14 protein-coding genes are annotated in these 15,560 nt (G+C 61.3%); 9 read left to right on the top strand and 5 right to left on the bottom strand.

Features of this window, described 5'->3' with window-relative positions; genetic code table 11:
* Positions 1-80: 80 nt before the first annotated feature.
* Complete coding sequence (locus ACZ5WT_RS15495) at positions 81-1,226, bottom strand: pyridoxal phosphate-dependent aminotransferase (RefSeq protein ID WP_464284675.1); 1,146 nt, start codon at positions 1,224-1,226, stop codon at positions 81-83.
* Between the two features lie 158 nt (positions 1,227-1,384).
* On the opposite strand from ACZ5WT_RS15495, the gene ACZ5WT_RS15490 reads away from it, so the two are divergent.
* The 5 genes from ACZ5WT_RS15490 to aat all read left to right on the top strand — a co-directional run bounded on the left by ACZ5WT_RS15490 (position 1,385) and on the right by aat (position 5,353).
* Entirely contained in the window at positions 1,385-2,254 is an 870-nt protein-coding gene (locus tag ACZ5WT_RS15490) for a DsbA family protein (RefSeq protein WP_464284674.1), read from the top strand.
* A 92-nt stretch (positions 2,255-2,346) separates the two neighbouring features.
* Positions 2,347-2,784: a type II 3-dehydroquinate dehydratase gene (gene aroQ / locus ACZ5WT_RS15485; protein WP_464284673.1), complete on the top strand. Its 438-nt coding sequence runs from the start codon at positions 2,347-2,349 to the stop codon at positions 2,782-2,784.
* A 34-nt stretch (positions 2,785-2,818) separates the two neighbouring features.
* Positions 2,819-3,307 carry an acetyl-CoA carboxylase biotin carboxyl carrier protein gene (accB, locus tag ACZ5WT_RS15480; RefSeq protein ID WP_464284672.1) on the top strand — a complete coding sequence of 163 codons (489 nt, stop codon included), beginning with the start codon at positions 2,819-2,821 and terminating at the stop codon, positions 3,305-3,307.
* 10 nt (positions 3,308-3,317) lie between these two features.
* Positions 3,318-4,664, top strand: coding sequence for an acetyl-CoA carboxylase biotin carboxylase subunit (accC, locus tag ACZ5WT_RS15475; protein ID WP_464284671.1), 1,347 nt, complete (start codon positions 3,318-3,320; stop codon positions 4,662-4,664).
* 50 nt (positions 4,665-4,714) lie between these two features.
* Positions 4,715-5,353 (top strand): leucyl/phenylalanyl-tRNA--protein transferase, encoded by a 639-nt coding sequence (aat, locus tag ACZ5WT_RS15470; RefSeq protein ID WP_464284670.1) that lies wholly within the window; start codon positions 4,715-4,717, stop codon positions 5,351-5,353.
* On the opposite strand, the gene ACZ5WT_RS15465 is transcribed toward aat, so the two are convergent.
* The 4 genes from ACZ5WT_RS15465 to ACZ5WT_RS15450 all read right to left on the bottom strand — a co-directional run bounded on the left by ACZ5WT_RS15465 (position 5,337) and on the right by ACZ5WT_RS15450 (position 7,589).
* Positions 5,337-5,831 (bottom strand): GyrI-like domain-containing protein, encoded by a 495-nt coding sequence (locus ACZ5WT_RS15465; RefSeq protein WP_464284669.1) that lies wholly within the window; start codon positions 5,829-5,831, stop codon positions 5,337-5,339. The genes aat and ACZ5WT_RS15465 overlap by 17 nt on opposite strands.
* 24 nt (positions 5,832-5,855) lie before the next feature.
* Complete coding sequence (locus ACZ5WT_RS15460) at positions 5,856-6,641, bottom strand: SDR family NAD(P)-dependent oxidoreductase (protein WP_464284668.1); 786 nt, start codon at positions 6,639-6,641, stop codon at positions 5,856-5,858.
* Between the two features lie 104 nt (positions 6,642-6,745).
* Positions 6,746-7,126: a DUF2155 domain-containing protein gene (locus tag ACZ5WT_RS15455; protein ID WP_464287225.1), complete on the bottom strand. Its 381-nt coding sequence runs from the start codon at positions 7,124-7,126 to the stop codon at positions 6,746-6,748.
* 64 nt (positions 7,127-7,190) lie between these two features.
* Positions 7,191-7,589, bottom strand: a complete 399-nt coding sequence (locus ACZ5WT_RS15450; protein ID WP_464284667.1) for an NADH:ubiquinone oxidoreductase subunit NDUFA12 — start codon at positions 7,587-7,589, stop codon at positions 7,191-7,193.
* 126 nt (positions 7,590-7,715) lie between these two features.
* On the opposite strand from ACZ5WT_RS15450, the gene ACZ5WT_RS15445 reads away from it, so the two are divergent.
* From ACZ5WT_RS15445 to ACZ5WT_RS15430, 4 genes are all read left to right on the top strand, one after another.
* Complete coding sequence (locus tag ACZ5WT_RS15445; protein ID WP_464284666.1) at positions 7,716-8,915, top strand: MFS transporter; 1,200 nt, start codon at positions 7,716-7,718, stop codon at positions 8,913-8,915.
* Positions 8,916-9,479: 564 nt separating this feature from the next.
* Positions 9,480-13,190 carry a vitamin B12-dependent ribonucleotide reductase gene (locus ACZ5WT_RS15440; protein WP_464284665.1) on the top strand — a complete coding sequence of 1,237 codons (3,711 nt, stop codon included), beginning with the start codon at positions 9,480-9,482 and terminating at the stop codon, positions 13,188-13,190.
* 232 nt (positions 13,191-13,422) lie between these two features.
* A complete protein-coding gene (locus ACZ5WT_RS15435) occupies positions 13,423-14,379 on the top strand; it encodes a LysR family transcriptional regulator (RefSeq protein WP_464284664.1) in 957 nt (318 codons plus the stop codon).
* A gap of 136 nt (positions 14,380-14,515) precedes the next feature.
* On the top strand, positions 14,516-15,547 hold the full coding sequence (locus tag ACZ5WT_RS15430; protein WP_464284663.1) for an extracellular solute-binding protein: 1,032 nt from the start codon (positions 14,516-14,518) through the stop codon (positions 15,545-15,547).
* Positions 15,548-15,560: the final 13 nt, after the last annotated feature.

Below are 15,560 nucleotides of genomic sequence, written 5' to 3'. Positions count from 1 at the left end.
AAAAAGGCGGCCGGTGGGCCGCCTCGCATTCGCACGCATCTTTCAAGAAATCTGCAAGAAAACTGTCAGCATGCTGCACGTCACTGCAGGAACTTCTGCATCCGTTCGAGCGCCATTTCGATCGTCTCGCGCTTGCCGGCATAGGAGAACCGCACATAGCCCTGGCCGTTCACGCGGTCGAAGTCGATGCCCGGCGTCGAGGCCACGCCGGCCTCCTGCAGCAGGTTTTCGCAGAAGGTCAGCGAGTCGTTGGAAAACTTGCTGATTCCGGCATAGGCGTAGAAAGCGCCATCGGCCGGGTTGCCGATATCGAAACCCAAAGCATGAAGACCATCGTCTAACAGGCTGCGATTGATGGCATAACCAGCCTTCTGTTCTTCCGAATAGTCGCGCTCCCCAAGGGCTACCGTTGCCGCGATCTGGCTCAGGGTTGGGGCCGAAATGAAGAGGTTCTGCTGCAGGATCTCGGCGCGACGCATGAGATGCTCCGGCATCACCATCCAGCCGATGCGCCAACCGGTCATGCAGTAGTATTTGGAGAAGCTGTTGATGACGATGGCGTCGCGCGTCATTTCAAGCGCGCTGACCGACTGTCCGCGGTAGTCGAGGCCGTGATAGATTTCGTCAGAAATAAGCTGGATTTCTAGTCGTTTGCAGGTTGCGATGATGTCGGCCAGCCCTGCCCGGTCGACCGCCGCCCCGGTGGGGTTTGCCGGGCTTGCAAACAGCAGGCCTTCGAACGGCTGGCGGCGGTATGCTGCCTCGATATTGGCACCCGTCAGCAGCCAGCCATTGGCCGCCGTCACGGGGATTTCTTCGATCGAAAAACCCAGTCCCAGCAAGGTGTTAACATAGGCCGGATAGCCTGGGCGGGTGATTGCGATCCGCGCTCCCGGCTTGAAGGCGGTATGAAATGCGAGAATGAAACCGGATGACGAACCCATGGTGCAGAGCATCAATTCGGGGTCCACATTCACCCCATGCTGGGCCTCATAATAGCCCGCCAGCCCGTCCCGCAACTCCGCCAGCCCCTTGGCATTGGTATACCCCTGCGCCTGCGGCAATGCCCGGGTCACCGCCTCGATCACCTTGGGTGCCGGAGGCGAGCCGGGTTCGCCCACTTCCAGGTGGCAAACACTCCGGCCGGTGGCCTCTATAGCCTTGGCGCGCTTGAGAATTTCCATGGCATGAAACGGCATCAAGCCATCGGCAGGCAGGTCAGACATGGGCACTTCCTATGGTTTCAGGCTCCGGCCTAGCCCGTTCAAGCCCCGCTCTCAACAACAATTGATGACCCCGCGAACCCCAAATTCACTCCCGGGTGCCAATCTGCCGGCACGTCTGCTAGAAGCGGTCCAGTTATTTTACGTCGGAGCTTTGGTTCATGTCGCGCGTCACAATCGCCCTCGTCGCCCTGGTGGGTATCACGGCTGGGGCCCTCGGCTATTCGGTGCTCAACAAGCCAACTCCGCAGACAGACACCGTGGCCGTCCAGGCGCTGATTGACGAAGCGATTGCCAAGTATGACAGCACGCGCACCGTGCAAGCCACTGCTGCTCCTCAAGAAGTTGCCGCCGTCGATCCGACCGTGATCAACCAGATGATCGAATCCTACCTGATGGGCGACCCAAAGATCCTGCAGCGCATGTCGGTCGCTCTCGACACGACTCTTCAGGCCGAACAGCGCGACAAGGCGACGACCGCCATCGCTTCGATGCAGGACGCCATCTTCAACGACCCCGATCAGGTGGTGCTCGGCAATCCGGATGGCGACGTGACGCTGGTCGAGTTTTTCGACTACAATTGCGGCTACTGCCGCTCGTCCCTGCCCGACCTGGCGACGCTGCTGGCGGAAGATCCTAACTTGCGCGTAGTGCTCAAAGAATTCCCCATCCTGTCCAATGAATCGATCGACGCCGCCCGCATTGCGGTGCTCGTTGGCAAGTCCGATGTCGACTACTGGACCTTCCACGAAACCCTGTTCACCAGCCGTAACAAGGTCGACAAGCAGGTGGCCCTCGCCGCCGCCGCCGATCTTGGCCTGAGCCCGGTCGCGCTGGAGCTCGACATGGGCACCGAGCCGGTCTCCCGGGCCATTCAGACCTCCTACGAGATTGCCCAAGCCCTCGGCATTAGCGGCACCCCCGCCTACATTATCGGTAACGAGGTGATTGCCGGTGCCGTTGGCGCCGATCAGCTCCGTGCGCGAATCGCCAATATGCGGGCCTGCGGCGCGACGGAATGCGGCGGATAAGTCGCCTGTTTGCCGTGGCTTTTGCGTTTTCAGTGCAATTCGTATAACCGGGCTTGCGGCGGCCGGAAGGGCCGGTGCAAAAGGCAAAGACTATGGCAAAGCGCGTTCTCGTCCTCAACGGCCCGAACCTCAACCTGCTCGGCACCCGCGAGCCTGATATCTATGGGGCTCACACCCTCAAGGACGTCGAGGCCCTGTGCCGGCAGACGGGCGAGGAATTCGGTCTCAACATCGATTTCCGTCAGTCCAACCACGAAGGCGAGCTGGTGACCTGGATCCAAGACGCCCGCAAAACCGCCGATGCCATTCTCATCAATCCGGCTGCTTATTCCCACACGTCGCTGGCTATCCATGACGCGCTCAAGGCCGTTGGCCTGCCTGTTGCCGAGGTTCATCTCAGCAATATCCATCAGCGCGAGGCTTTCCGTCACCACTCCTTCGTTTCCGCCGTGGCTTTCGGCGTCATTTGCGGGTTTGGCGTCACCGGGTATAGGATGGCGCTGATAGCGCTCGCCGAGAAACTCAAATAACGATCAACGCGTAACACGCGGGAGACCGACAAGAATGACCAAGTCATCGCAAGACGATCAGGACCTGATCCGAGCCATTGCCGAGCTGCTCAACAAGGAAAATCTCGCCGAAATCGAGATCGAGAAGGAAGACTTCCGAGTCCGCGTGACGCGCTCTTACGCCAATGAGGCGCCGACCTATGCAGCCCCGCCGCCGCAGTATTATGCGCCGCAGGCTCCTGCCCCGATGGCTCCGGTCGGTTCCGTTCCTGCTGCAGCTCCCGCTGCCGTTGAAGACCTTGCCTCCAACCCCGGCACCCTGACCTCGCCAATGGTCGGCACCGCCTATCGTTCGCCTGAACCCGGCAAGCCTTCGTTTGTCGAGGTCGGCGCCAAGGTTACCGAAGGTCAGACCGTTCTGATCATCGAAGCCATGAAGACGATGAACCAGATTCCGGCGCACCGCTCGGGCACCATTACGCGCATCCTCGTGCAGGACGCACAGCCGGTGGAATACGGCGAGCCGCTCGTCGTCATCGAGTAAGGGGGACTTCATGTTCCAGAAGGTCCTCATCGCCAATCGCGGCGAAATTGCCCTGCGCATCCTGCGCGCCTGCAAAGAACTCGGCATTCAGACTGTCGCGGTCCACTCGACCGCTGACGCCAATGCCATGCATGTGCGCCTCGCCGATGAGAGCGTCTGCATTGGTCCGAACGCGGCCAAGGACAGCTATCTCAACATCCCGTCGATCCTTGCTGCCTGCGAGATCACGGGCGCTGATGCGGTCCATCCGGGCTATGGCTTCCTCTCGGAAAACGCCCGTTTCGCCAAGATTCTCGAAGAGCACAAGGTGACCTTCATCGGTCCCTCCGCGCATCACATCGAGATCATGGGCGACAAGATCACGGCCAAGAAGACCGCCGTCGAACTCGGCATTCCAGTGGTTCCCGGCTCCATTGGCGCCGTGGAGACGGAGCAGCAGGCGATCAAGAACGCCAAGGAAATCGGCTACCCGGTGCTGATCAAGGCAACCGCTGGTGGTGGTGGCCGCGGCATGAAGGTCGCCAAGACTGAATCCGAACTGCTCGTCGCCTGGTCGACCGCGCGGTCCGAGGCCAAGGCTGCTTTCGGCAATGACTCGGTCTACATGGAAAAGTACCTGGGCAAGCCGCGCCATATCGAGGTGCAGGTGCTCGGTGACGGCCAGGGCAATGCCGTGCATCTGGGCGTGCGCGACTGCTCGCTGCAGCGTCGTCACCAGAAGGTCTGGGAAGAAGCTGGCGGTCCGACTATCAAGCCGGAAGAGCGCGACAAGATCGGCGAGATCTGCGCCGCGGCCATGCGCAAGCTCAAGTACTCGGGCGCCGGGACCATCGAGTTCCTGTACGAGAACGGCGAGTTCTACTTCATCGAGATGAATACCCGCCTGCAGGTGGAGCATCCGGTGACCGAGCGCATCACCGGCATCGACATCGTCTATGAGCAGATCCGTGTTGCCTCGGGCGAAAAGCTGTCGCTGACCCAGGACAAGGTGCAGTTCTATGGCCACGCCATCGAAGTGCGCATCAATGCCGAAGACCCGCAGACCTTTGCGCCCTCGCCGGGCACGATCACCTTCTACCACCCCGCCGGTGGCGTGGGCGTTCGCGTCGATTCCGCCGTCTACCAGGGCTACAAAATCCCGCCCTACTATGACTCGCTGATCGGCAAGCTGATCGTTTACGGCCGTACCCGCGAAGAGTGCCTGCAGCGTTTGCGCCGCGCCATCGATGAGTTCGTCATTGACGGCATCAAGACGACGCTGCCGTTGTTCCAGCGCCTGATCCGCGAGCCGGATGTGCTGGCCGGAAATTACGACATTCACTGGCTTGAAAAGTATCTGGCCGAGAACAAGGTTTAAGACATCCAAGGGGCGCTCTGCGCCCCTTTCCCTTTTGGCCGAATGCGCACATGTCCAAGCCCAGCCCCTTCGAAGTCGAAATCACCCCCGAGCTGATCGTGCGGGCCTATTGCGCCGGCATCTTTCCCATGTCCGAGGATGCCGAGGATGAGGACGTGTTCTGGGTGAGCCCGGAAATGCGCGGGATCATCCCGCTGGATGGCTTTCGCCTGTCGACCAGCCTCTCCAAGGCCATCCGCAAATCGGGGTTCGACGTTCGCGTCGATTCCGATTTCGATGCGATCATCCACGGATGCGCGACAGAGGGTCAGGACCGCGAATCCACCTGGATCAACGGCACCATTCGCCACGTCTATGGCCAGCTGTTTGAGCGCGGTGTGGCGCATACCGTCGAGGTCTGGGACGGTGATGAGCTGGTTGGCGGGCTCTATGGGCTCGCCATCGGCGGGGCTTTCTTTGGCGAATCCATGTTTCACCGCAGAACCAATGCCAGCAAGATGGCCATGGCGCACCTGGTCGAGCGGCTGAACGCGGGCGGCTTCGTGCTGCTGGACACGCAATTCCTCACGCCGCACCTGGCGTCGCTGGGTGGCGTTGAAATCCCGCGCGAACAGTATGAGGAGCGCCTGGCGGAGGCCCTGCTGGTTCGGGGTGACTGGTACGCCTGGGACGCTACTCGGCCAGCCTGAACGTTACCTCCGTCACCGGTTGCCCCGACGGATCGACGCCCGGATCGGTGTGGTAGATTTCGAGGCAGGTGACCTCGGTTTCGCCGCCATTGCCCTTGGTCTCGGCGAGGGTGCGACCTTGCTCGTGCACCCAGTCTCGCAGGGCCATGTTGGCCTCGTGGAGTTCCATATAGGGACCGGTGTGGGTGAGTGTCGCGTAAGTGCCGCCCGGGAGGGTTCCCGTCACCACATTGGCTGAGGGCGCCAGGACGGCTTGCGTCGGGAAACCGGCATGCATGACCATTCGGCCGCCGCCGAGATGTTGCACGTAGTTGAAGAACGGCGCTCCTACGGGCGCACTGTTCTGCGTCTTGAGCCAGTCGGCCACCTTGTCGATCAGCGGTGGAGCATACTTGCCGATTTCCGGCTGGTTCACGGTCAGCGCGATGGCTGCGTAGGGTTGATCAGGACGGGTAACAATCTTCGGATCGGTCTGCATTCGCATTCTCCTCGTTTGTCGTCGTTAGTCTACCTGGGCGCCACCGGTGGCGTTGGCCATGGTCGCCGTCATGCCGGCTGCCAGATCACTCGCGAGCAGCACGGCGGCGTCGGCAACCTGTGCCAGCGCGGTTACCTTTCGCAGCGGCGTATCCCTGGCGAAGTCGCGGTGCACATCATCAAAACTGATGCCCAGTTCGTTGGCGCGCAGTTGCCACGCCTCGCGCACGCCGGGCGCATCGGGAGATCCCGGCGAGCGCACCCAGCAGACGCGTACGCCGGCCGGGCCATTCTCGACAGCGAGCTGGCGCAGATAGTGCTCCACGGCCGCGCAGGCGATGCCGAAGCCGCCGACATGGGCAAAGGCCTCCCGCGCCGCATTCGCTGTGATCCCGACGATAACGCCGCGGCCATTGGTCGACATATGCTGGGCGAGTGCTGTTCCGGTATGAAACCAGGTGGTGAGAGCCGTATTGACCGGCAATAGCACGCGATCGAGGGGCATCTCGGTGAGCAGCTGCCCTTGTGTATCGCCCCATGCAATCGCGTTGAACATGATGTCGACAGGACCTGCCGCGTCTGCGATTTCGCCCAGATGCGCCTCGACTGCCACTTTGTCGGTGGCATCGACCGGCGCGACCTCCGCCTGCCCTCCTGCGCCGCGGATATCGGTGGCGACAGCCTCGAGACCTTTGCGGTCGCGTGCTGCGAGGAAGACGCGCGCGCCGTGACTGGCGAAGGACTTTGCGACGGCCCCACCTACCGCGCCACTGGCGCCATAGACGATGGCGGTCTTGTTGGTGAGCAGCATTGTATCCCTCCCCGAGAGCCAAAGCGCAGAGGCAAGTCAGCCACTGAGCCGGTCAAACGTCAAGGACGGGCGGAAATGGCCGGGGCCGACATCACTGCGGAAGTTTAGCGATCTTGCGGAAGAGGAACGTCGGTGCTGGTTTTGCACTCGATCAGCCACACGTCATAAATCGCGTGGTCGACGGCGTTCAGCGCCGGGCTATCGGCAAACATCCAGCCGGTGAAAATGCGCTTGGATACGCCGGTGAGGCTGCGTTGGTCGACTTCGAGGAAGGCCGACACGCGTTGCGTTTCGGTTACCGGACGGCTGTAGCAGGCGCGCGGGGTGATCTCGAGGGCACCGAACAGCACGGTCTCGTCGATGTAGACGTCGAACTTGGTGATGCGCCCCGTGATCTTGTCGAGACCGGCGAAGGTAGCCACCGGATTGGCGACGGGCTGGGCCAGCGCAGGAGCAGACAGGCCAAAGAGTGCCAGCCCCAGCATGGGGACCAGCGACTTTGCCAATTTCAGAAGGGTTGAGGGCCGAGGGCGCAAGGCGCCGCGTACCTTATTCAGGCGACCAGGCGTCGTAGTCACCGGTCACGCGCGGGCGCTCGCCCTTATTGAGAAGGCTTCCATCGGGGCGATAAGCGGCGGCAGTGCCGGTCAGGTTGGGCTCATGGGGCTTTTCCCAGGCGCGCGGTGCATACTTTTCCTGGCTCGGAACGACGTCGGTGCGGTGATGCATCCAGCCATGCCAGCCGGGAGGAATGCTCGATGCGTCGGCGGCGCCGGCATAGGTCACGTAGCGACGATCAGCCTTGCGGTCCTGATAGTAGCGGTTGCCGAACTCGTCGGTGCCGACCAGATCGCCAAAGCGCTTGATCCAGAGGCGCGTGCCCCAGGTATTACCGCTCCACCAGGAGAAGATTTCAGTCAGGAACTGCGTGATACCGGATTTGGCCAATTGTCGATTCCGCCGTCGAGATATGCGAGTTTGCCCGGGTGTATCATGGGTGACTGGTCCAGCCTAGACTGAATTGCCAAGTCTGCTGCCGATGACCGGGTGGTATCAGTAGCCGGAGTTGCGTTCATGCCTCAGCCGTCCACCGGGCTCCGCCGCTTCCTTGGCCGGTATTACGCCTATCTCTTCCTGTTCGATTTCATCCTCTGCTACGCGGTCTACACCGCGCTCTTTGAGCTCGAGGGGCTTTCGGCCGCGCAGATCGGCGCGCTGCTGGCGTTCTGGTCGGCCTCGGCGATTGTCCTGGAACTGCCATCGGGTGCCCTCTCCGACCGGTTTGATCGCCGGTGGCTGCTCGTAGCGGCGCCGCTGGCCAAGATGCTGACCTTTGTCTGCTGGGGCGTGGCCGATGGGAATGTGTGGCTCTACGGGCTCGGCTTCCTGTGCTGGAGCGCTGGGCAATCTCTGTTGTCGGGCACTGGTGAGGCACTGGTCTACGAACGGCTCGAGGCCGAGGGGCGCAGCGACGACTATGACCGGGTCAACGGCCGGGTGACGTCTGCCGAGTCGCTCGGGATCGGTGCGGGCGTGCTGCTCGGTGGCTTTGTTGCGGCGTCCGGAGGAATGGACGTCACCGTCTGGCTCTCCCTGCCGCCGCTGGGCGCCTGCGCATTGATTGCCCTTACGCTGCAGGATACCCGGCGTGAGGCGGATGACCAGACTGTTGAGGAGCAACCCGGTTATCTCGAGAACTTTCGCATTGCGTTGAGCGAATTCCGCGCCCTGCCCGATCTGCGTTTAGTGATGCTCTATATTGCGGTCGGTCTGATCCTGTTCGAAGTGCTCGAAGAGTTTGACCAGCTTTACTATCTCGCCGTGGGCCTACCGATCTGGCTGTTCGGGGTTATGGGCGCCACTACGCTTGCTGCGTTTGCCTGTGCCAGCCTCATGGCGCATCGGATGGCGCGGCACCTTGCCCTTGCCTGGCTGTTGCCGCTCATCGGCGGTTGCCTGCTGGTTGTGGCGTCTCTGGCCAACCATCCGGTCTATGTGTTGATGCTCGAACTGGCCTATCTGGTCGTCGTGCCAGCGACAGTTCTCTCCGAGGCCCGCTTTCAGCGGCTGATGGCCGGACGTAGCCGCGCCACAACGACGTCGGCTCTTGCGGTTGCGCAGAATATCGCCGGCGTACTAGCAACATTGAGCTTTGGGTTACTCGCTGATCAGGCCGGGATCCTGCCCGCCTATGGCTGGGCCGGGCTCGCCATGGTGCCGATAGCGCTATGGGTATGGCTGGCACAGCGCCGTGGTGTGCGGGCGCTCGACTGACACCAGCAATAGTGTCCAACTGCGCACGCCGCAATTTGACCAAAATTTCTGCGCTTGACACCGAATCCCTGAGCCGATTCTCGCAACTGCCAGCTTGGTAAATGCCGCGCTAACAAGCGGCTCCGCGCGACGATCAGCTAGGATTCCCGCGCCTTTAGCCGGGAGTCTTGGCACCTTCTGCCAACTGCCGCAGGCGGTCAGGTGCCGCCTGAATTGGGCGGGGCAAACGCCGCAAATGCCTTGAAGTTTGTCCCCGTAATCCACACATTCCCCCTACTAGTGGTTGTCGCCGGAGTCACTCTACCCACTAGACCTTGTGATTTCTGTCGTTGACGCGAGCATTGAATCGGAGGAGTGTTTCCCACGGCCCGGCACACACTGTGTGATGGGTAAGACTCGGACAGGAGCGCGGGCATAAGACCGGCGCCACGTCCAGGCTAAGGCAAGATTTTTCGAGCCCGCTTCTCCGGACTCGGTTGGTAAAGCGTCAACACAGATTTGGGTTAGAAGCCGGTTTCGGCTCGCGGACAAACTCGTGTCCGCTAATTGGGGAATACGACGACTATGCGCATTGAACGCCGGTTCACGACCGCCAATCAAGACCGTTACGGCTCCATCGAATTCCGCTCGGCGACCAGCGAAATTCGCAATCCTGACGGCTCGGTTGTCTTCAAGCTGGAAAACATCGCGATCCCCTCCACCTGGAGCCAGGTGGCGGCCGATATCATCGCGCAGAAGTATTTCCGCAAGGCCGGTGTCGCCAAGGCGCTGAAGAAGGTTGAAGAGAACGACGTTCCTTCCTGGCTCTGGCGCTCGGTTCCCGATGACTCCGCGCTGGCGAAGCTGCCCGAGGCAGAGCGCTTCGGTTCGGAAATGGACTCGCGCCAGGTGTTCGATCGTCTGGCCGGTACCTGGACCTATTGGGGCTGGAAGGGCGGCTACTTCGACTCCGAGGAAGACGCACGCACCTTCTTTGATGAACTCGCCTACATGCTCGCCACGCAGCGCGTTGCCCCCAATAGCCCGCAGTGGTTCAACACAGGCCTGCACTGGGCCTATGGCATCGACGGTCCTGGCCAGGGCCATTTCTATGTCGACCCATTCACCCACAAGCTGGTGAGCTCGAAGAGCTCCTATGAGCACCCGCAGCCCCATGCCTGCTTCATCCAGTCGGTCAATGACGACCTGGTGAACGAGAATGGCATCATGGACCTCTGGGTCCGCGAGGCGCGCCTGTTCAAGTACGGCTCGGGCACGGGCACCAACTTTTCGGCCCTGCGCGGCTCGGGCGAAAAGCTCTCGGGCGGCGGCAAGTCGAGCGGCCTCATGAGCTTCCTCAAGATCGGCGATCGCGCAGCTGGCGCCATCAAGTCCGGTGGCACCACGCGTCGCGCGGCCAAGATGGTCGTGCTCGATATCGATCACCCCGACGTCGAAGAATACATCAACTGGAAGGTCAAGGAGGAGCAGAAGGTTGCTGCCCTCGTGACCGGCTCCAAGGTTGTGTCCAAGCACCTCAAGTCCATCATGAAGGCCGCCGTGAACTGCGAAGGTTCGGGCGACGATTGCTTCGACGTGGCCAAGAACCCTGCCCTCAAACGCGAAGTGCGCGCGGCCAAGAAGGCACTGGTTCCCGAGAACTACATCTACCGTGTCATCCAGTTCGCCAAGCAGGGCTACACGGACATCGACTTCCCGGTTTACGACACCGACTGGGATAGCGAGGCCTACCTGACTGTCTCCGGCCAGAACTCGAACAACTCGGTCCGCGTGACCGACGACTTCCTGCGCGCCGTCGAGAACGACAGCGCCTGGGACCTCAAGGCCCGCCAGACCGGCAAGACCACCAAGACCCTCCAGGCGCGCGATCTCTGGGAACAGATCGGTTACGCGGCCTGGGCTTCGGCTGACCCCGGCATTCAGTATCACACCACCATCAACGACTGGCACACCAGCCCGGCAGCAGGTCCGATCAACGCATCGAACCCCTGCTCCGAATACATGTTCCTCGATGACACCGCCTGCAACCTGGCATCGGTGAACCTGCTGCCCTATCGCAACCAGGATGGCACCTTCAACACGGCCGCCTACGAGCACACCGTCCGTCTCTGGACCATCGTGCTTGAAGTGTCGGTGATGATGGCGCAGTTCCCGTCCAAGGCGATTGCAGAACGCTCGTTCGAATACCGCACGCTTGGCATCGGCTACGCCAATATCGGCGGCCTGCTGATGACGTCGGGCATTCCCTACGACTCGGCTGAAGGCCGGGCCATTGCTGGTGCCATCACGGCAATCCTGACCGGTGTTTCCTATGCAACCTCGGCCGAAATGGCCAAGGAATTGGGCCCCTTCAAGGATTACAAGCGCAACTCCAAGCACATGCTGCGCGTCATTCGCAACCACCGCAATGCTGCCTATGGCAACACCGAGGGCTATGAAGGCCTCTCGATCAATCCGGTGCCGCTCGATCACGCCAATATCAGCGATGCTGCCCTGTCCGACCGCGCTCGCGCGGCCTGGGACAATGCGCTCGCACTCGGTGAAGAGCACGGCTACCGTAACGCGCAGGTTTCCGTTATCGCCCCGACCGGCACGATCGGACTGGTGATGGACTGCGACACCACCGGCATCGAGCCCGACTTCGCCCTGGTGAAGTTCAAGAAGCTCGCAGGTGGCGGCTACTTCAAGATCATCAACCGCGCCGTGCCGCCGGCCCTGCGTACGCTCGGCTATTCCGAGTCGCAGATTGCCGAGATGGAGGCCTATGCTGTCGGCCATGGCAATCTGAACCAGGCTCCTGGCATCAACCCCTCGACGCTGCGCGCCAAGGGCTTCACGGACGACAAGATCGAAGCGCTCAATGGCGGCATGGCCTCGGCCTTCGACATCAAGTTTGTGTTCAACCAGTGGACGCTGGGCGCTGACTTCCTGAAGTCGCTAGGCGTCACCGATGAGCAGCTCAACGATTTCTCGTTCGACCTGCTTGGCTTCCTGGGCTTCGCCAAGAAGGACATCGAGGCCGCCAATCTGCACGTTGTGGGCGCCATGACGCTGGAAGGTGCTCCGCATCTCAAGGCCGAGCACCTGCCGGTGTTCGATTGCGCTACCCCGTGCGGCAAGATTGGCAAGCGCTATCTGTCGGTTGAATCGCACATCCTGATGATGGCTGCTGCCCAGCCCTTCATCTCCGGCGCGATCTCCAAGACCATCAACATGCCGAACGACGCTACCGTCGAAGACGCCAAGGAAGCCTATATACTGTCCTGGCGCCTGGCGTTGAAGGCCAACGCCCTCTATCGCGACGGCTCCAAGCTGTCCCAGCCGCTGAACTCTTCGGTTCTGGCTGCTGCCGACGAAAGCGAAGACGAAGACGTGGTCGAAAACCTCGTCTCGATGAACGTCGACGCACGTGTGCCTGTCATTGCGGAGAAGATCGTCGAGCGCGTCGTTGAGACGGTTGTTCGCGAGCGCGAAAAGATGCCGGATCGTCGCAAGGGCTACACCCAGAAGGCGGTTATTGGCGGCCACAAGGTCTATGTTCACACCGGCGAATATGCCGACGGGCGCCTTGGCGAGATCTTCATCGACATGCACAAGGAAGGCGCCGCCTTCCGCGCAATGATGAACAACTTCGCCATCGCGATCTCGATCGGCTTGCAGTATGGCGTGCCGCTGGACGAATTCGTGGAGGCTTTCACCTTCACGCGCTTCGAACCTGCCGGCATGGTCATGGGCAACGATCGCATCAAGAACGCCACGTCGATTCTCGACTACGTGTTCCGTGAACTGGCCGTGTCCTATCTCGACCGTGACGACCTCGCACACGTCAATCCAGACAGCCCGACTTCGCTCGGCAAGGGCGTTGCCGAAGAGCAGCGGCCCGCATCCAGCGGCCCTGCCCCGGTGCCCGCCGAGCGCTTTGTCTCCCGCGGCATGACCCGCGGCCGCGTTGCCAACAAGAACCTGATGATCGTCTCCGGCGACACGCAGGCGGCAAATCCGGTTCAGGCCATGCAGACCTCTACGGTTACCGCGCTTCGGTCGGCGACCGCCCTGAAGGTGGACACGCAACTGTCTCCTTCCGCCTTCGCCCCGGCCGAGCTCAGCCCAATCCCGAGCCCGCCGCCGAGCAAGGACGCCGGCCTGCTGCGCGCCGAAGCACAGATGAAGGGCTATACCGGCGACCAGTGCACCGAGTGCCACAACTTCACCATGGTGCGTAACGGCACCTGCCTGAAGTGCGACACCTGCGGCACGACGACTGGCTGCAGCTAAGAGCTGGCGCTCTGCTCTCTCAGAGCTATCCACGAAGAAAAACCCCGGGAAACCGGGGTTTTTAGTTTTTGGAAAACGCGTGCCCGTGTCGCGCATTGCCGGCCACATGCGGCAACGCGGAAATGTCGCAATCAGAACCTGTCTGGTAGATGTTTCCGATGGGGCTCGTGGCAGACGCTGCGGCCGCTGAAGCAGATAACGTCCGGCGAATGACAGGTGGTCGGTAGGGATGATGAGTAACCGTTCCAATTTCTTCGGTCTAAGCCTGCGCGACCTGGACATACTGCGTAGCCTGCTGAGTGAGCGCAGTGTTTCGCGGGTGGCTACGCAGCTTGGTCAGAGCCAGCCGTCGGTCAGCGCCATATTGCGCCGACTGCGCGATATATTTGGAGATCCGCTCCTGGTACGCTCGGGGCAGAAGATGGTCCTCACCGACAAGGGGATGCTGGTCTCGAGTCAGGTCGAAGAACTCATGAATCGCTTCGGCGAATTGCTGGAGTCGGACGAGACATTTGATCCAGCCACGTCCGAGCGGACCATTCGCATCGCCGCCGCGACGTCCTTCGAGTTTTTTCTCGTGCCGCATCTCATCGCTGAGCTGCATCGAGTCGCGCCCAGGTGCAGGCTGGAACTCTTCGTGCCCACCCTGCAGAGCGGCGTTGAAACCGAGCGAGAAACCGGCGGCCTCGACGCAATTGTCGGCAATTGGCCGGTGCCTCCTCCTCATCTCAAGCATATGCCCCTGGCTAGCGCCAAGCTGGCTTGCCTGGTTTGCGCGTCGCACCCGATCCCGGCGGGAACGCAATTGACGCTCGAGGAGTACCTCCGGCTCGGGCACATTTCTCCCTCGTCCCCGAACGACCTGTCCATCAGCCCGATTGACGGCATGCTGGCGCGGCTGGGGCATGAGCGGCGTGTCGTTGTTTCCGTGCCGGACTATTCCATCATTCCCCAGCTTCTGCCGGGAACGCACCACGCCTTCACCGTCGGCCGGCGCTATGCGGAGCACATCACCGAGAATGGGAAACTGAAGATTCTGCAGATGCCCGAAGAGCTCGGCGTAATGGCGTTTTATCTGCTCTGGCACGAGCGATCCCAGGCCAGCCGCTATCATCGTTGGCTGCGCGACACCATCCGGCGCCTAGTCCGGGAAGCCGATGTTCTGGCGGTCCCAATTCAGGGGTCATAAGCATTCCGTTATGACTCATATATTGGATAGGCAACTTTTCCTGTCCGGGTGCCCTGCCTAGTCTGACTCTAACGTGTCTTTGCGAGTGGGGCACGGGATCAGCGTTATTTTACCAACCACAACACAGCAGGGAATCATGAAACGCATCGCTTGTTACGCGGCCTTGACCGCAGTGAGCCTTTTCCCGTGCCTGCCAGCTTTTGCGCAGGACTACTCGGGTCGCACTCTCGTTGTCGGCACCTGGGGTGGCGATATCGAACGTCTCCTCAAGGAACATGTTGCCGGCCCGCTCGAAGCCAAGACCGGTGCCAAGGTCGAGTTCCTTCTCGGTGGCAGCGGCGACCGCCTCTCCAAGATGGTGGCCGAGCGCAACAACCCCACCATGGATGTCACCTTCCAGAACATCTATGAAGCCCCCTCTGCCCTCAAAGAGGGTCTCGTCGTTGCCCCCGACGCCGCGCTGGTTCCCGCCGCTGCCGACGTCTGGGCGGGCATGAACGATGGTTGCTATGCCATGAGCCTGGTTGGCCTCGGCATTGCCTACAGCAAGGCCGTGTTCCCGGAAGCGCCAGAATGGGCCGACCTGTGGAATCCGGAACTCAAGGGCAAGATGGCCTATGCCCCCTATCCGAGCTCGGAAGGTGACGGCATGCTCGCCGTGGCCGCCCGTATCGCCGGTGTGGACGAGTCCAATCCTGATGCCGCTTTTGCCAAGTTGGCCGAGCTGGGCGCGCCCATGCTCACCTACAGCAGCCTGGATGAAGTCCTGACCCTAATGGATGCCGGCGAAATTGCGGCTGCTCCGATGATTTCGGGCTATGTGATTTCCAATCTCGAGAACTACGAAGGCATCGGCTTCGTGTTCCCCAAGGATCCTGGTCCGGTGCTCGTGCGTGACATGGTCTGCCAGGTCGCCAACAGCCCAGAGCCGGAACTGGCCCAGATGTTCATCGATCTGGCGCTCGGCGTTGAAACCCAGACCGCCTATGCCCAGCAGCTGAACTTCGGCCCGACCAATTCCAAGGTCGTTCTGTCCGATGAAGAAGCTGTCCGCGTGATCAACACGCCTGAGGAAGTCGAAAGCCTGCTCCAGCTCGATTGGGATTATGTCATTGCACAGCGCTCTGACTGGACCGACCGCTGGAACAAGCAAATCCTCGGCCAGTAGTCACTCCGCCTAG

It is taken from the genome of Devosia sp. T2-14, assembly GCF_055397495.1.
This window is presented reverse-complemented; position numbering and strand designations above follow the sequence as displayed.

Coding starts and splice junctions, on each gene's coding strand:
- ACZ5WT_RS15445 (WP_464284666.1), top strand. CDS start 7,716: ATGCCTCAGCCGTCCACCGGGCTCCGCCGCTTCCTTGGCCGGTATTAC.
- aroQ (WP_464284673.1), top strand. CDS start 2,347: ATGGCAAAGCGCGTTCTCGTCCTCAACGGCCCGAACCTCAACCTGCTC.
- ACZ5WT_RS15435 (WP_464284664.1), top strand. CDS start 13,423: ATGAGTAACCGTTCCAATTTCTTCGGTCTAAGCCTGCGCGACCTGGAC.
- ACZ5WT_RS15455 (WP_464287225.1), bottom strand. CDS start 7,126: ATGCTGGGGCTGGCACTCTTTGGCCTGTCTGCTCCTGCGCTGGCCCAG.
- ACZ5WT_RS15490 (WP_464284674.1), top strand. CDS start 1,385: ATGTCGCGCGTCACAATCGCCCTCGTCGCCCTGGTGGGTATCACGGCT.
- ACZ5WT_RS15465 (WP_464284669.1), bottom strand. CDS start 5,831: ATGCAGACCGATCCGAAGATTGTTACCCGTCCTGATCAACCCTACGCA.
- aat (WP_464284670.1), top strand. CDS start 4,715: ATGTCCAAGCCCAGCCCCTTCGAAGTCGAAATCACCCCCGAGCTGATC.
- ACZ5WT_RS15495 (WP_464284675.1), bottom strand. CDS start 1,226: ATGTCTGACCTGCCTGCCGATGGCTTGATGCCGTTTCATGCCATGGAA.
- ACZ5WT_RS15460 (WP_464284668.1), bottom strand. CDS start 6,641: ATGCTGCTCACCAACAAGACCGCCATCGTCTATGGCGCCAGTGGCGCG.
- ACZ5WT_RS15440 (WP_464284665.1), top strand. CDS start 9,480: ATGCGCATTGAACGCCGGTTCACGACCGCCAATCAAGACCGTTACGGC.
- ACZ5WT_RS15430 (WP_464284663.1), top strand. CDS start 14,516: ATGAAACGCATCGCTTGTTACGCGGCCTTGACCGCAGTGAGCCTTTTC.
- accC (WP_464284671.1), top strand. CDS start 3,318: ATGTTCCAGAAGGTCCTCATCGCCAATCGCGGCGAAATTGCCCTGCGC.
- accB (WP_464284672.1), top strand. CDS start 2,819: ATGACCAAGTCATCGCAAGACGATCAGGACCTGATCCGAGCCATTGCC.